The sequence below is a fragment of the Allobosea sp. LC85 genome (assembly GCF_000735605.1).
GTDB lineage: Bacteria > Pseudomonadota > Alphaproteobacteria > Rhizobiales > Beijerinckiaceae > Allobosea.
In genome coordinates this window covers 58,051-73,259 of the sequence record NZ_JPKG01000061.1, presented here as the reverse complement: position 1 = coordinate 73,259, position 15,209 = coordinate 58,051, and the positions used below count along the sequence as shown (strand labels likewise).

The 15,209-nt window shown below is 65.1% G+C and carries 15 protein-coding genes and 1 pseudogene; 9 read left to right on the top strand and 7 right to left on the bottom strand.

Annotated features, from left to right (window positions below):
* Positions 1–445: 445 nt before the first annotated feature.
* Positions 446–724: a hypothetical protein gene (locus FG93_RS28500; protein WP_152579686.1), complete on the top strand. Its 279-nt coding sequence runs from the start codon at positions 446–448 to the stop codon at positions 722–724.
* A 196-nt stretch (positions 725–920) separates the two neighbouring features.
* Here FG93_RS28500 and FG93_RS28495 read toward each other — a convergent pair whose 3' ends face one another.
* Complete coding sequence (locus FG93_RS28495) at positions 921–1,226, bottom strand: hypothetical protein (protein WP_043241791.1); 306 nt, start codon at positions 1,224–1,226, stop codon at positions 921–923.
* A gap of 216 nt (positions 1,227–1,442) precedes the next feature.
* Between FG93_RS28495 and FG93_RS28490 the strand changes: the two genes are divergently transcribed.
* Positions 1,443–1,706 carry a hypothetical protein gene (locus FG93_RS28490; RefSeq protein ID WP_043241789.1) on the top strand — a complete coding sequence of 88 codons (264 nt, stop codon included), beginning with the start codon at positions 1,443–1,445 and terminating at the stop codon, positions 1,704–1,706.
* 119 nt (positions 1,707–1,825) lie between these two features.
* Positions 1,826–2,131, top strand: a complete 306-nt coding sequence (locus tag FG93_RS28485; RefSeq protein ID WP_043241788.1) for a hypothetical protein — start codon at positions 1,826–1,828, stop codon at positions 2,129–2,131.
* Positions 2,132–2,293: 162 nt separating this feature from the next.
* Here FG93_RS28485 and FG93_RS28480 read toward each other — a convergent pair whose 3' ends face one another.
* Positions 2,294–2,896, bottom strand: a complete 603-nt coding sequence (locus tag FG93_RS28480; protein ID WP_043241786.1) for a hypothetical protein — start codon at positions 2,894–2,896, stop codon at positions 2,294–2,296.
* A 192-nt stretch (positions 2,897–3,088) separates the two neighbouring features.
* Here FG93_RS28480 and FG93_RS28475 point away from each other — a divergent pair, with 192 nt between their 5' ends.
* The 4 genes and pseudogenes from FG93_RS28475 (at position 3,089) to FG93_RS28460 (ending at position 6,910) form a co-directional block, all read left to right on the top strand.
* Positions 3,089–3,358, top strand: a complete 270-nt coding sequence (locus FG93_RS28475) for a hypothetical protein (RefSeq protein ID WP_152579685.1) — start codon at positions 3,089–3,091, stop codon at positions 3,356–3,358.
* Positions 3,359–3,438: 80 nt separating this feature from the next.
* A complete protein-coding gene (locus tag FG93_RS28470) occupies positions 3,439–3,759 on the top strand; it encodes a polyhydroxyalkanoic acid system family protein (RefSeq protein WP_043241982.1) in 321 nt (106 codons plus the stop codon).
* Positions 3,760–3,980: 221 nt separating this feature from the next.
* The gene (gene ybaL / locus FG93_RS28465) at positions 3,981–5,711 is read left to right on the top strand and encodes a YbaL family putative K(+) efflux transporter (RefSeq protein ID WP_043241782.1); all 1,731 of its coding nucleotides are present in this window, start codon (positions 3,981–3,983) and stop codon (positions 5,709–5,711) included.
* Between the two features lie 268 nt (positions 5,712–5,979).
* Positions 5,980–6,910 (top strand): annotated as a pseudogene (locus FG93_RS28460) (lipid kinase).
* A 145-nt stretch (positions 6,911–7,055) separates the two neighbouring features.
* On the opposite strand, the gene FG93_RS28455 reads toward FG93_RS28460, so the two are convergent.
* Positions 7,056–7,940, bottom strand: a complete 885-nt coding sequence (locus FG93_RS28455; RefSeq protein WP_043241780.1) for a LysR family transcriptional regulator — start codon at positions 7,938–7,940, stop codon at positions 7,056–7,058.
* A gap of 99 nt (positions 7,941–8,039) precedes the next feature.
* Between FG93_RS28455 and FG93_RS28450 the strand changes: the two genes are divergently transcribed.
* Entirely contained in the window at positions 8,040–8,636 is a 597-nt protein-coding gene (locus FG93_RS28450) for a GNAT family N-acetyltransferase (protein WP_043241778.1), read from the top strand.
* Positions 8,633–9,805: an MFS transporter gene (locus FG93_RS28445; protein WP_043241776.1), complete on the top strand. Its 1,173-nt coding sequence runs from the start codon at positions 8,633–8,635 to the stop codon at positions 9,803–9,805. Before FG93_RS28450 ends, FG93_RS28445 begins: the two co-directional genes overlap by 4 nt.
* Positions 9,806–9,947: 142 nt before the next feature.
* On the opposite strand, the gene FG93_RS28440 is transcribed toward FG93_RS28445, so the two are convergent.
* From FG93_RS28440 to FG93_RS28425, 4 genes are all read right to left on the bottom strand, one after another.
* Positions 9,948–10,676 (bottom strand): SDR family oxidoreductase, encoded by a 729-nt coding sequence (locus tag FG93_RS28440; protein WP_043241773.1) that lies wholly within the window; start codon positions 10,674–10,676, stop codon positions 9,948–9,950.
* A complete protein-coding gene (locus FG93_RS28435; RefSeq protein ID WP_052514320.1) occupies positions 10,673–12,328 on the bottom strand; it encodes an FGGY-family carbohydrate kinase in 1,656 nt (551 codons plus the stop codon). Before FG93_RS28435 ends, FG93_RS28440 begins: the two co-directional genes overlap by 4 nt.
* A 53-nt stretch (positions 12,329–12,381) precedes the next feature.
* Entirely contained in the window at positions 12,382–13,821 is a 1,440-nt protein-coding gene (locus tag FG93_RS28430; RefSeq protein WP_043241976.1) for an FAD-dependent oxidoreductase, read from the bottom strand.
* A 76-nt stretch (positions 13,822–13,897) separates the two neighbouring features.
* Positions 13,898–15,193, bottom strand: coding sequence for an ABC transporter substrate-binding protein (locus FG93_RS28425; RefSeq protein ID WP_043241771.1), 1,296 nt, complete (start codon positions 15,191–15,193; stop codon positions 13,898–13,900).
* Positions 15,194–15,209: the final 16 nt, after the last annotated feature.

Sequence of the window (15,209 nt, the reverse complement as noted above, 5' to 3'; positions counted from 1 at the left end):
GGTTCGGTGGAAGGAAATGACAAGCTCCCCGACAAGCAGCCGGCAAGCAGCCTGCCAGGTCGACGACACCGAGCGGCGCCAGCAGACCACCGAAGCGCACCCTCGCTGGAGCGAGAGCATTGCCATGGTTTGAACGCTGCGTCCGCGGGGGCGGCCGGCAGAGTTCAGTATCGCCTGATGGGCCACCCGTGGCGTGGGTCAGTGCTTGACGATGGTCGGTCTGGGCGCTGCCGGAGCCGCCGGTCCTCCGGCCCCATGTCGTTATGGCAGTGAACCTGGGCCGGGCTCGTTTTCATCGTCACGCGAAGTGTTCCCTGGCGGCGGCGAATGACGGCCGAAGGTTTTCGTGTGTGATGTTTACGACCCGGTAAGACGGAGACGATGTTATGCTGGAGAATGCGAGACGGATGCGCAGACCCAAGAGGCTCCTATCCATGACTGTCTCATGAGCAGAGGTTTGTTGACCGGCCTTGCTGCAGCGACACTGATCGCCGCGCTGCCGTCGCGCGCCGAGGCATTCTGGGAGCGCTCCCAGATCATGGCCTGTGCCGAGGCCCAGACCGAAGCGGAACGGAACAGGCGGCAATGCTGGATCTTCGATCCGGTGCCGGAGTTTCCGGCGCCGGTGCTGTCCGGGTACCGGTACGTGCCTTATGAGAAGCGCTCCGGTCGGGCGCGCGGCCCCTGGCCGAATGGCGAGAAGGTCGTCCGGCGCCTCGGCTAGATCGCCGTGCGTCCGTTCGGACGCAGGAGGGGCGATCTAGCTCTTTGTTTGGGCATCGGATTTTTCCGAAAACCGGATTCCACTTTTCGATCCGATGCTCCAGGTTCTTCCCGGACCGAGACGAGCGCTTGCCGCCGCGCTTCCTGTTGCTACTGCCGCCGAGAAGCCTGGTGGCCCGATCCACCAAGCGACCGTGTCAGCACTTATAGACCGTGCCAGCCGTGCTCGGACCCTTCCAGGTATGGGTCGCGACCGGTGAGACGACATGTGTCCCGCCGGCTTCGGCGGCGCGGATCTTCAGCCGGGCAAGGGCGCTGTCGCGGGCGCTGTCGATCAACAGCGTCTGATTGATGGTCGAGTCGCCATTGATCTCCGCGACCTGCTTGCAGGTCTGGACGATTTCCTTGTTGTCCGTCACGACCACTGCATTGGAGCGCGAATTCGGAACGGCGCAGGCGGTGAGTGCGAGGGTCGACAGGAGCAGTATCGGGCGCAGTAGCATCGGGGTCTTTCCTGAAAGCCTGTGTGTCGCCATATCACATTTCGCACGATCAGCCGCTCGGCTGCAATTTCGGGAACCATGCCGCTGCGGATGAGCGCATTGAACCGCGGCCGCAGGTGTTCTATCCCGGGGCCGCTTTCATCCAGGTCGCTTCAAGGGCCGCAGGCCCATCGCGCCGCGCTCCGCAGCCGGCGGCCTTTCGCATAAGGATCGACCATGGCCCGCAAGAAATCCAAACCGCTCGATGCCGAGTTCGTCATGTTCGACATCGTCTATTCCGATGGCTCGCGCTCGTCGAACCGTCGCGTTCCCTCCGATCTGCTCGGCGGACTCGATGGCGACGAGCCGGCGCGCGAGGCCATTATGGAACAGGACCGGATCATCGCGGAGAAGTCAGGAAAGCCGGCGCTCGCGATCACCTCGCTGATCCGGTCCGGAAAGGCCGCCCCGGAAAAGCCGGCGCAGAAGACCCGCCGATAGCGAGCGTAACCGGAACGCCACACATGCGGAAACCTTAATATCTCATCTGCCTTGACGGTTGCCGTAGCGATAGTTTCCATGCGAATTGGCGGTCTTGGGTGGCTGAAAAAGGATATACGATGCGTTCTCTTATTGTCGTGGGGCTTCTGGCCGCGGGGCTGGCCGGGTGCCAGACTGCACAGGAATCGATGGCCGACGCCGAAGTCACCTGCGAAGCTCAGGGCTTCCGTCCGGGCACGCGCGCTTATCAGCAGTGCCGTTCCGCCAATTATGTCGAGAACCGCCGTGCCTCGAACGAGACCGCCAGTGCGGTGACCGCCGGCGTCGCCGCTGGCGTTGTCGGCGGTGCGATTGTCGGCGCCGCGGCATCGCGCCCCTATTATGGTCGCGGCTATTACTATGGCCGTCCCGGCTACTGGTGGTGACATGCCATTTCCGGGAGGCTTCGGCCTCCCGGTTTTTGTTTGAAGTTTGCACTGGCTGATCAGCTGCAGATCGCGGCCGGTCGCTCTATGAGATCATCGGACCGGATCTCGTATCCGGTCCGATGATCCCGAAAACCGCAATCCACTTTTCGGGCCGATGCTCTAGCGTTTCGTGCTGCGGCGTCGCGCCGGGGCCGGCGCGGGCTCACTCGACGAGGTCAGCAGCGAGCCGAGCACATAGATAGCGATGCCGATGCCGAGCAACGCTGCAAGCGGTTCCTTCTCCGTCCGTTTCGCCAGCAGGCGGCTGCCATCACGGGCATAATCCTGCGCGATGTTGCCTGACGATTGCAGCCAGTTTTCGCCTGCCTTCATCGAGTCTTTCCCAGCTTTGATCAGGTCGTCTCCGCCATAATCGGAGAAGAGCCGGCGCAGGCGCCCGTAATCGGGCTCCCATTGCGGCCGTGCCGGCCGCAGGCTCGCCCAGGCGATCAAGCCGACACTGAGCGCGCCCAAGCCGAAGGCGACGACCGGATGGCGCTCGATCGTGCGCAGGGCGACTTCGCCTTTCTCCTGGGCGTAACGACCTGCCTCGCCCGGATCGACATCACGGATGGCGTCCCTGGCGCGGTCATAGCCGTCCTTCACGGTCCCGGCGAGATCGGCCGCCTTTGCGCGGATCGTATGGCCGGCACGCTTGGTCTCATCCTCTGCCTCGTCCCAATCCTTCGGCATGTCGGGCGGAAACGCATTGTTGGTCGCCATCGCGGACACTCCAGTCTCTCGTTTCGGATGTGCAAACTGAACGATGCTGCCGCGGCAGAGTTCCGTCCGCGCTCACGGAAATGTGCCGAGCCTGCCGGCTAAGGCTTGTTGAGGCCGGGTTCCGGTCACGAGGGTGCCAAGATTGGATGCGAGGTCGTCACCATCCAATCTGGATCGACTAAGGAGATGATCATGGAAACACAGCACCTTCAGATGCCGTGCAACCCCGTCATGACCGACCCGGAATGGATTGCCCTCGAAAGCCTCGACGAGGAGACCAAGCACTTCATCTTCGACGATGCCGTGTTGCTGTCGCTGCGGCAGCGGGGGCTCGTGGAGCCGGCGGACGGACAGTGGCGTGTCACCATGCGCGGCCACCGGGCGCTGAGCGAGCGCAATTATTGGTGGCTCGCTCATACCCAGGCTTCGCGCACGCCGTGCTCCAGCGCCTTCTCCCGTTGAGCGGAATGGCCGTGTGCGCCTCTGGATATCGGGCCCGCGATTCATCACATGACAGTCAGTCGACCTGATTGAAGAGCGCCATGGCCAAGCCTGTCAGCATCACCGTTTCACATGACCTCGGGCGCGAGGCCGCCCGGGAGCGGTTGCGCAGCGGCATCGACCGTATCCGCGACAAGCTCGGCATGGTGAAGATGCAGCTGGTCGAGGAGAGCTGGGACGGGAATACCGTACAGTTCGGCGTGGCCGCGCTCGGCTATACCGTCAGGGGCAAGCTCGAGGTCGAGGAAACCCTCGTCCGCATCGAGGTGATGCTGCCATGGGTGCTCGCGGTCTTCGCCGAGAAGCTGAAGCTCGGGGTCGAGAAGCAGGGGCAGGTCCTGCTCGAGAAGCCACGCTCCTGACGGCAAGCGTGAGGGACGCTACCGTAGCGCCCCCCGCATTCGTAAAGTTCCGGTTTACCATCAGATTGCTGCGATGATGCCTTGCGACAATTCGCCGGGCGCCATCGGCACCAATAGTGCTCTCCGAAGCGAGGGGGCGGGCGCCTGGCGGTTGAAATTCTACCTTCGGCCCGCCATGGTCTGGGGACCCCCTTTTCATCACGCACCGCTCCGGGAGACCAATGCATCACGGCCCGCTGATCGCCATCCTTGTCGCGGGCCTCGGCCTTGCTTTCGTCTTCGGGGCGCTTGCCCAGAAATTCCGCTTCCCTCCTCTTGTCGGCTATCTGCTCGCGGGCGTCGCGGTCGGACCGTTCACCCCGGGATTCGTCGCGGATCAGGGGCTTGCCAATCAGCTGGCCGAAATCGGCGTCATCCTGCTGATGTTCGGCGTCGGCCTGCATTTCTCGCTGAAGGACCTGCTTTCCGTCAAAGCGGTCGCGGTGCCCGGCGCCATCGTTCAGATCGGCGTCGCGACTTTGCTCGGCCTCAGCCTCGGTCTGCTGCTCGGCTGGACATGGGTTGCGGGTGTTGTCTTCGGCCTTGCTCTTTCGGTGGCAAGTACGGTCGTACTGCTGCGCGCGCTTCAGGAGCGCCGCCTCGTCCAGACCGAGAAGGGCAAGATCGCGGTCGGCTGGCTGATCGTCGAGGATCTCGCCATGGTCCTCGCGCTGGTCCTGCTTCCGGCGGTCGCCGACGCGCTGAACGGGGCGCGCCCGGGAGCTCCAGGTCCGCTTGCGGCCCAGTTCGATCTGGGGCTGTGGGGCGTGCTCGGGCTGACCCTCGCCAAGGTCATCGCCTTCGTCGCTTTCATGCTCATCGTCGGGCGCCGCGTCATTCCCTGGTGCCTGCACTGGGTCGCCCATACCGGCTCGCGTGAGCTGTTCCGGCTGGCAGTGCTGGCTGTCGCCCTCGGTGTCGCCTTCCTGGCGGCCAGCCTGTTCGGCGTCTCGTTCGCGCTTGGGGCTTTCTTTGCGGGCATGATCTTGAGCGAGTCACCGCTCAGCCAGCGCGCCGCCGAGGAATCCCTGCCGCTGCGCGATGCCTTCGCGGTGCTGTTCTTCGTCTCGGTCGGCATGTTGTTTGATCCGGGTATTCTGCTGCGCGCGCCGGGCCCGCTGCTCGCGACGCTCGCGATCATCCTGGTCGGCAAATCGGTGGCCGCCTGGCTGATCGTACGGGCCTTCGGCCGTTCGAATGCCGTGGCGCTGACGATCTCGGCCAGTCTGGCGCAGATCGGCGAGTTCTCCTTCATCCTGGCGGGGCTTGGCGTCTCGCTTGCCATCCTGCCCGAACAGGGGCGCGATCTCATTCTGGCCGGCGCGATCCTGTCGATCCTGCTCAACCCCGTCCTGTTCGCGATCGTCGAGAAAATCAGCGCGGAGACGCAGCCGGCGAAACCGAAGCAGAGTGCGGCTGTTCCCGAGCCGGCGCCGGAGCCCGAACGGGATATCGTGCCGACCTCGCTTTCCGAGCACATGATCGTCGTCGGTTATGGCCGTGTCGGCTCGTTGCTGGGTGCCGGGCTGCTCGCGCATGGCGAGAAGCTGCTGGTGATCGAGGACCAGTCCGATGCGATCGAGGCCGCCAGGCGCGACGGTGCCGAAATCATCGTCGGCAATGCCGCCGATCCCGAAGTGCTCTCGGCGGCGGGTGTCGCGCGAGCCAAGCGGCTCTTCGTCGCGATTCCGCAAAGCTTCGAGGCGGGCCAGGTTTGCGAGCAGGCCCGCCGCGACAACCCGACGCTGCCGATCGTCGCCCGCGCGCATTCGGATGCCGAGGTCGAACATCTGACCAAATGCGGTGCGACGCTGACGATCATGGGTGAAGCGGAGATCGCGCGCGCCATGCTGGCGCTGTGCACGAGACCGGATTCGACACCGACCGAGCCGCCGCCAGCGGAAGCAGCCTGAGGCCGCCACCCGATCGCGCGACGCTTACCACCATGCGCAGACGTGCTGCTTGGCGGAAGCGGACGTCGTGTCGGGCCTGGCAGCCGAACGGGTTCAGGCCCGTTTGCAAGTGCTTTCGGGCATGAGGGCAGTTTCCAATACTGGGGTGAGCGGAACCGATCCGTTCGATCAGGGCAAGCCCCGGTCGTGCACGGGGCAGGGGCCTGCGGTTGAAATCGGCCCGATGCTTCCCCACTTGCCTTGCCCGATCACCCGCCAGTGCGAGCCTATGAGCCAATCGATCCAGAAGCGTGCCCTCCTGCTGCGCAATCCCAAGGCGCGGCGCGGCCAGGAGTCGATCACGCCTCTCCTCCAGCGTCTGGAAGGGGGGCGGACTCACCGTAAGCGTTGAAACGTTCGAGGCCCTGCCCGAGATCGCGCGCGACATCGTGCGCCTGCGCCACAGGGCGGACCTCGTCATCGTTTGCGGTGGCGATGGCTCGGTGTCCTCGGCAGCGCTCGCCGCGATGGAAAGCGGCTTGCCGCTGGGCATCATTCCGATGGGAACGGCCAACGACCTCGCCCGAACGCTCGACATACCAATGGACCTGCTGGGAGCGGCCGATGTGATCGCTCGGGGTGAAACACGACGGGTCGATGTCGGTACGGTCAATGGGCATGCATTCTTCAATGTCGCGAGCATCGGACTGAGCAGCGAGCTCGCGCAAAGCCTCGACCCGGTGCTGAAGAGGCGTTTCGGCAGGCTGGGCTATGCGCTGGCCGCCCTGAAGGTCCTGACCCGGGCGTCGCGGTTCAGCGCGACCATCACCGAGAAGGGCCGGGCGATCGACGTCGAGACCTATCAGATCGCGGTTGGCAATGGGCGGCACTATGGCGGCGGCAATGTGGTGGAGGAGAACGCCGAGATCGATGACGGTCATCTCGACCTCTACAGCCTCGAGATGAAGAACCTCTGGAAGCTGGCGCTGATGCTGCGCTCGTTCCGATCGGGGACGCATGGCGCGTGGCGCGAGGTTCGCACCGCGAAATGCGTGGAGTTCGACATCGAGACGAAGACGCCCCTGCCGATCAATACCGACGGTGAGATCGTCACGGCGACGCCGGCCCATTTCAAGGTTCACCCCAAGGCCATCTCGATCTTTGCGCCGGCCATCGTCACGCGCCTCGGAATGGCCCACCCGTCCTTGTATCACCGGTGACGAGGCGGCCAGATGGGGGTCGTCGGCCCGCGTCGGGGAGCGATTTCCCCATCGGTGTGGCGGTAAGCGCTTGGCGGCCCTCGGCCGCGCTTGCCGCTGCCTCGCAATGCCCCGAAATGTTCCGACGAGATCCTGGCGAGATCGTTCAGACCGACAGATTGCCCAGCGCGCGGATCGTTTCCACGAGCCCTTTGTGCAGCTTCTTGTCGCGGCGGACGACGATCGCGAGGGTCCGCTTGAGATTTGGGGTCAGGCTCCGGACCGCGACGCCTGATGGGGCTCGGTGGCCCGCGACTGCCATGCCTGGCAGGACGGCACAGCCCAACCCTGCGCCGACAAGCTCCTTGATGGCCTCGACACTCCCCAGGGACATGATCGGCCTGAGCGCCACTCCCGCCTGAGAGAGCCAAGCATCGGCAATACTGCGCGTCCTTCCCCCGGGCTCGAAGAGAATCACGGGGCGCCCGGCGAGCCAGGCCGGGTCGACCTTCGCGGGGAGCGGCATGTCCTGCGGAGCGATGAGCACGAACTCGTCATCGAGCACCGGGGTCACCTCCAGCATGCGGCCCGCCGCCGGCAACGTCACAAGCCCGACATCGATCGAGTTCTCCTCGATTGCCTTGAGGAAATCGGCCGTGTTGCCGGTGGTGACCGTGATCTCCAGCGTGGGGAATTTCCGACGGAGCTCCCTCAGCATCGCTGGCAGAAGATAGATGCAAGCCGTCGCGCCTGTCCCGAGCCTGACACGTCCCATCGCGCCCTTGCCATGCCGTGTCATGGCTTCGGTCGCGCTGCCGACCAGACGGTCGATCTGATGCGCATAGCCCAGGAGTTCATCGCCCGCCGGAGTTGGTTGGCATTTGCGGCCGATCCGTTCGATCAGCGTCACTCCCAGACGCCGCTCCAGCTGGCGCAACTGCAGGCTGACAGCGGGCTGTGAGAGCCCTCGACGTTCGGCCGCTGCGGTGAAGCTGCCCAGCTCCACGACGTCGACGAAGGCCTGCAGCTGATCGAGACTGAGATTGGACACCCAAAGAATATCTCATGCTCGGTATAACAAGGCAAATCTTCCTTAATGCCCTTGGGAGGCGTAGCGAGGGACCCAGAGCCAATTTTCGAAGAGCGAAACATGCCCAGCCTGGCGGAGCGCCCATCGCAGCCATCGGCCGTCCCGACGTCCAGCATCGCGATCCGCGCGGCGGAAGAGCGTGACCTTGAGAGCATCCGGGAGATCTATGCGCACCATGTTCTGCATGGGCTCGCCAGCTTCGAGACCGTTCCGCCTTCGCTTGACGAACTGACGGCCAGGCGCGCCGCTGTCCTGGACCTCGGCCTTCCCTTCCTGGTGGCGGACATCGACGCGACGGTCGTCGGCTACTGCTATGCGACGTGCTACCGGCCGCGGCCGGCCTATCGATACACGGTGGAGGATTCCGTCTATGTCGCGCCGGGAATGGCAGGGCGTGGCATCGGGAGCCGGCTCCTGGCCGCCCTCATCGACCACTGCGAGATGGGTCCCTGGCGTCAAATGGTGGCCGTCATAGGCGATAGCGACAACCGCGGCTCGATCGCCCTGCACTCCCGTCTCGGCTTCGAACCGGTCGGTACGTTTCGGGCGATCGGCTTCAAGTTCGGAGGATGGCTGGACACCGTGCTGATGCAAAGGTCGTTGGGCGACGGTGCGGATACGCCGCCAGATGGCGCGTATCCATCGACCTCGGCATGATGCGTCCCTGGACGGTCTTCAATCTTGGCCTCACGCAGCTCATCTCGTGGGGGGTGACGTATTACCTGATCGGCGCGTTCGGCAACCTGATCATCGAGGACACGGGCTGGTCGCGGGAGGCCGTCTACGGAGGGTATTCCCTTGCCCTCCTGGTCATGGGACTGAGCTCTGCGCCGGTCGGCGCATTGATCGATCGAAGGGGAGGGCGCCCCGTCATGATCGGGGGAGCCTGGCTCAATGCCCTGGGCTGCCTCCTGCTCGCGCTGGGTGGCAATCTCGCGCTCTACTTCACGGCCTGGATCATGCTCGGTCTGGGCATGCGCATGTCGCTTTACGACGCCGCCTTTGCCACCCTGGCGCGCCTGCTGGGCCATGACGCACGCCGCCCGATGTCCCAGATCACGCTCCTGGGAGGCCTGGCCTCCACGGTCTTCTGGCCGATCGGCAGCGCTCTTGCGGAAACCCTGGGTTGGCGGGGAGCCGTGTTCGCCTACGCGGCCCTGTCTCTGCTGGCGATCCCGCTGCTGATCACATTGCCCGTCGCTGCGAGGCCGATCACGTCTTCCTCCCGGTCCAGCACGGGCCGCGTGGAAACCGCTCGTCAGAAGGTTTGGGCGGCAGGTCTGTTTGCATTGATCGTGACGCTGGCGAACTTCCTGAACTCGGGGATGTCGGCGCACATGATTGGGATGATGGTCGGCCTGGGATTGAGCGCGACGACTGCAATCATGGCCGCCAGCTTCCGTGGGATCGGCCAGTCGGCCGCCCGTTTCTGCGAGGTGCTGTTCGGCGCGCGCGTCGATCCGATCGCTCTGAACCTTTTTGCCACCGTCGTCCTGCTCGTCAGCTTCGTTGCCGGATTCCTGGCGGTGTCCACATGGCAGGCTGCAGTTGTCTTCGCCTTCATATATGGCGCCGGCAACGGCTTGCTGACGATCACGCGGGGAACCGTGCCGCTCATTCTGTTCGATCCGGCGAGCTATGGACGCCTCGTCGGGAAACTCGTGGCCCCGAGCTTCCTGCTATCGGCCACGGCACCGATCGCCTACGCGGCCACCATCACGCGCTACGGCGAAGCGGGCGCGCTCCTGCTGTCAGCCGCGGTCGCAACCGTCGGTGCCTTCGCGGCGCTCGCCCTGTTTGTTCTCAGCCATGTGCGAGCACCCTGAACAGGGGGAGCCAGGTCGTGCTTCGCTCATCAGGCAACCGGCTAAAGCATCGGCCCGAAAAGTGGATTGCGGTTTTCGGGAAGGCCGATGCAAACACAGAAGGGTAGATCATCGGACCGGATACGAAATCCGGGCCGATGATCTAAAGGTCTGTGCTCTGGGGCAGGATCACGAGATCCCGGATGGTGACGTTCCGCGGCCGGGTCAGCATGAAATGCACGGCTTCGGCGACCTCCTCGGCCTCGATCAGGCCACCCCTGGCGCGCTCCGCCTCGAGCTTCTCCTGCGGCCAGTCGGCGATGAGGGCGGTCACGACCGGACCCGGCAGGACTGCACCGACACGGAGCCCATGCGGAATGACCTGGCGCCGCAGGGTATGAACGAAGGCCTGCACCGCATGTTTGGAGGCGGTGTAGATCGGCTCCCACACCACTGGCACAATGCCGGCGATCGAGCTGGTAACGATGATATCGCCCGTCTTGCGCGCGATCATGTGCGGGAGCACCGCGTGGATGCTGCGGAATACGGCATTGATATTGAGATGCAGCATGCGATCCCAGGCGTCGGGATCTCCGTCGCTGACGGGTCCGCCGACATAGGCCCCGGCATTGGCGTGGAAGATGTCGAGTTCTCCGGCCCGCTCGAGGATCTGCGGCATCATGCCGGTGACGGAGGCCGCATCGGCCAAGTCGACGACGAGCGGTATCGCCTCCGGGCCGAGGGGCTCGGTGACACGGGCCAGTGCTTCGCGGTCGCGATCGACGAGAACGACGCGCGCGCCGGCCGCGAGCAGCCGTTTAGCGCAGGCCAATCCGATCCCCGATGCGGCGCCGGTGATCGCGGCGACTTTTCCGGCCAGTTCCTGAGTCACGTCACAGCCTCCGACACCGCATGATCTTTCGTCTCCTGCAGCAGGTCGCGCGTCGCGCGCGCGGCGGCCTGCAGCGTTTCAAAGGCGGCAAAGCGCCTGTCGTGCAGCCGGGAGATGTCGCCGCCAACCGGGGCGAAGACGCTGGCACCCGGTGCCATCCCGACCATGGCTTGCGCGACGCCCTGAAAGGTTCCGGCCGCCGTCGCGCCGAGCATCGCGGAGCCGAGAAGGACGGGATCGACCTCCTCTGGAACGAGCACGGGCAGCCTGGCACAGTCAGCGAGCAATTGCTGGATCAGCGGAGTGTGGCCGGCGCCACCGCTGAGCACGATCGCTTCGATCGTTGCCCCCTTGGCGCGGCTGGCCTCGATGATCTGCCGGAGACCGTAGCCGATGCCTGTCAGCCCGGCGACATAGAGCGCAACGAGATGGTCGAGATCGCGCTCCATGCCGAGGCCTGCGATCAGGGCCCGGGCCTGCGGATCGGCATGCGGCGAGCGGTTGCCGAGGAAATCCGGGACGACGACGAGACCCTTCGCGAGATGCGCGGCCGCGGAGCGATCTCGCACCCGCGTCGCGGCTTGCGCGGCGAGCCAGTCCGGCAATGAGCAGTCTTCCGCTGTCGCGCGACGCTGCGCCTCCGGTGCGGCCGGATGGAAGCCGATCAATTGCTCGATGGCGGCGCCGGCACCGGATTGACCGCCCTCGCTGAGCCAGAGATCAGGCGCCATCGCCGAAAAGTAAGGGCCCCAAACGCCGGGGATGAAGATCGGCTCCTGACTGCTTGCCATGGTGCAGGCAGACGTTCCGAAGACATAGGCCATGCGGGTCAGGGCCGTGCCGTGCGACGAGCGCACACCGAGCGAGCCGACGCCGCCGGCATGAGCGTCGATCAGTCCCGCCGCGACGGCAGTGCCCGGCTTCAGCCCAAGGTCCGCAGCGGCCTCAACAGTGAGACCCCTCGCAAGAGCAGTGCCTCCGGAAACGATCGCCTTGCCGATCCGCGCGAAGCCGTCGTCAGCGAGATCGCCGAGCCCGATCTGGCGGAAATAGCCGGCGTCCCAGCGCGCTTCATGCGCGAGATAGGTCCATTTGCAGGTCACCGTGCAGGTCGAGCGCGCCAGCGAGCCGGTTGCCCGCCAGGTCAGGAAGTCGGCGAGGTCAAGGAACTGCCAGGCTGCGTCATAGGTGGCCGGCAGGTTCTCCTTGAGCCAAAGCAGTTTCGGCGTCTCCATCTCGGGCGAAATCGTGCCGCCGACATAGGCGAGCACCGGATGGTTCGTGCGGTTGATGCGTTCGGCCTGATCGAGCGCACGGTGGTCCATCCAGACGATGATATTGCGGCCGGGGTCGCCGTGAGGACCGACGGGCAGGGGCACTCCGCTCGGCCCCAGCACGACCAGCGAGCATGTCGCATCGAAGCCGATGCCGGCGATCGCCTCCGGCGCGAGGCGTGCCATGGCCATGGCCTCGCGCACGCAGGCGCAGACCGCATTCCAGATGTCGTCACTCGACTGCTCGGCGATGTCCGGCCCGTCCCGATAGAGCGCGATGCCGTGCTTCGCCGTGGCGAGCATGCGCCCGCTCCGGTCGAAGATTCCAGCGCGGGCGCTCGCGGTGCCGACATCGATGCCAATGAAATGCTCGGTCATATCCCAGCAATCCTGTCGAAAGAGGCGGCACGGGCCGCCCCGTGCAAGAGCGGTCAGGCTGCGGCGCGGTTTGGCGGCCCGGCACGCGTACCATCGAGATTACGCAGATAGACGCCGCGCTCGAGCTGCTGGCGACGCAATTCCTCGATGTCGATATCGGCCGGCGGGCGGTTGCCGCGCACCGAGATCTTGGCGGCGCGCCCGGCCGCCTCGCCCATCGCCATGCAGGTCGCCATGACGCGGATCGCGCCCATCGCCTCATGCGTCGCAGAAATGCTGCGTCCTGCCACCAGCAGATTGCCGACCTTCTGCGGGACCAGCGAGCGGTAAGGAATATCGTAGCAGTCGCCGCACCAGATCAGGGTACAGCCATCATCGGCCGGGCGGTGGATATCGATCGGATAACTCGCCACCGCGATCGCATCGTCGAAATGGCGGCAGGACAGGACGTCGTCCTGCGTCATCACATATTGGCCGATGATGCGGCGCGTCTCGCGGATGCCGAGGAAAGGCGCCGTCTTGGTGAAATAAGCCTTCTCGAAGCCCGGCACGTAATTGACGAGATAGGTGACGATATCGTCAATCTGGGCGCGGCCTTCGATCTCGCCCTTGGTCAGGCTGCGGGCGTTGGTTCCATCCGTGCCCTTGACGCGGGTCATGTTGATCCAGACCTCGCCCTTCTTCAGACCGGTGATGATGATGGTCCGCTCGTTCTGGATCTGCAGGCCGCGCTCGGCCTTGGCCCTGGCCATCAACTCCCGCATGCCCACGACGATGAACTGCCGGTTCTGGCCGAAATACTCGGCAGGGATGAAGTCGGTAAGATAGGTGCGCGCTTCCGGCGGAGCATTCGCGATGCTCATCCGAAGCGCATCGGTGTCGACGCCGGCCAGGCAGAACATCAGCGTCGGCGGCTGCATGCCGCCATCGGCATTGCCCTTCTCCGTCGGCACGCCGGCGCTGTAGGCGACGTCGGCATCACCGCTGCAGTCGATGACCACCTTGGCGAGGATGGCGGTACGGCCGGTCTTGCTCTCGGTGATGACGCCGCGAATGATGTCGTTCTCGACAAGCGCGGCGGCGAAGAAGGTGTAGAACAGCACATCGATGCCGGCTTCGGTCAGCATCTCGAGCGCCACGGTCTTGACCGCTTCGGGCTCGACCAGCGTAATGCCCATATGCAGTGGGCAGGGCCGATGCTCGCTCGCGCCATCACGCTCCCTGCGCAGGCGTTCGATGAATTTCTGCGGCAGCCCGTCGATGATCTGATTGCCCTTCTGGCCGAGGAAGCCGAGCACCGGCAGGCCGATCGTCATGTTGCCGCCGACGAAACTGCGGCTTTCGATGAGCCCGACGCGCAGGCCATCTTCGGCTGCGGCCAGTGCGGCTGTGATTCCGGACGGCCCACCGCCGACGACGAGCACGTCATAATCGGCCGAAACGGGGATGGAGCGCGCCGGCTCCTCGATGAAGCGAACCCCTGTAGTGGACATGAGGCGATTTCCTTCCATTGGCATCGTTCGATCCTGGTGCAGGGCCGGCGGCGAGGCGCCGGCCGTTATCGTTCAATCAGGCCGGCATCATCGGCTTGACGCGCTCGATAATGGCGCCGACCGCGTCCTTGACCGGCTTGCGCCCGAGCACGGCGAGCTGGACCTCCTCGAGGAATGTCGCCTGCGCCCGGGCCGCCTCGGGAAATGGCGGAAAGGCGCCGCGCGCCGTCGCCAGCACCCTGGCCTCGATGGCGGCGAGCGCGTTCTTGGCCTTCAGACCCTCGTCGGCATAGGTCGAGACACGCACCGGGCCATTGCCGTTGACGGCCATGCCGAGCGTCACGCGCTTGCTCGACACCTCCCTGATGAAGCTCCAGGCCAGAGCCTTGTCCCTGGCGTTCTTCGGGACCGACATCGCCCAGGCTTCGACCACGGAAGCCATCGGCATCTTGCCCTTGAGCGCAGCGGCGATCGGAAACTCGACCGCCTTGATCTTGCCCGGGAACTTGCTCTGCTCGGCGTTGTTGAGCTGCGCGCCGCGGGCGAAGGGCAGGACGGTGAAGGCGGCGCGGCCCTGTTGCAGCCAGGTCACCTGATCGTCGTTCTTGGTCGTCGCATAACTGCGCGGCAGGCTGCCGGATTCGAACATGCCGCGCAAGGCGGAGAGCCCGCTTTCGAGAGCGGCGCGGTCCGGAACCAGCTTGAGGTCGGGGCTGATGAAGTCTCCGCCATAGGCGCGGGCGAACATCACGGGGAAGACGGCGAGATCGCTCGCCAGCACCATGCCGGTCACCGGCGTGCCGGCCTTGGAGGTGAAGGTCGTCTTCCTCGCCTGCTCGATCAGCTCTTCGAGCGTCGTCGGCGGCGCCGAGATGCCTGCTTCCTCCAGCAGAGCCTCGTTGTAGAACAGGCCCTGCGTCGCATGGCGCACCGGAATGCCGATCAGCTTGCCGTCGACCGTCATGCCCTGCACGAGACCGGGCGCGATATCTCCGAAATCCTCGATCGGGTCCTGCTTCTGATAGGCGTCCAGCGGCTCGAACAGCGCGGCGATCTGCGAGGTCGGCCGGTTGTCGATGAGATAGCCGACGCCGTACTCGGTCTCCTTCAGGCTCGCTTCCCGGAAGAGCCGGTCCTGCAGCGGGTTGGAGTCGAAGGTCGTGAAGCTGATCTCGGCATCATTGGTCTTGCGCCAGTCCTTCAGCAGGTCGCTGTCGCCGCTGCCGAGCACGGTCTGATGGACCTTGTGGCTCAGCACGTTCAGCGTCTTGCCGGCGGCCAGGGCCGGCCCTGTCGCGAGCGCGGCCACGGTGCCGGCCGCCCCCGCCATGAAACCGCGGCGTGTTACGTCTGTTGCAGGCTTGTTCGACATGGCTTCCTCCCTTTTG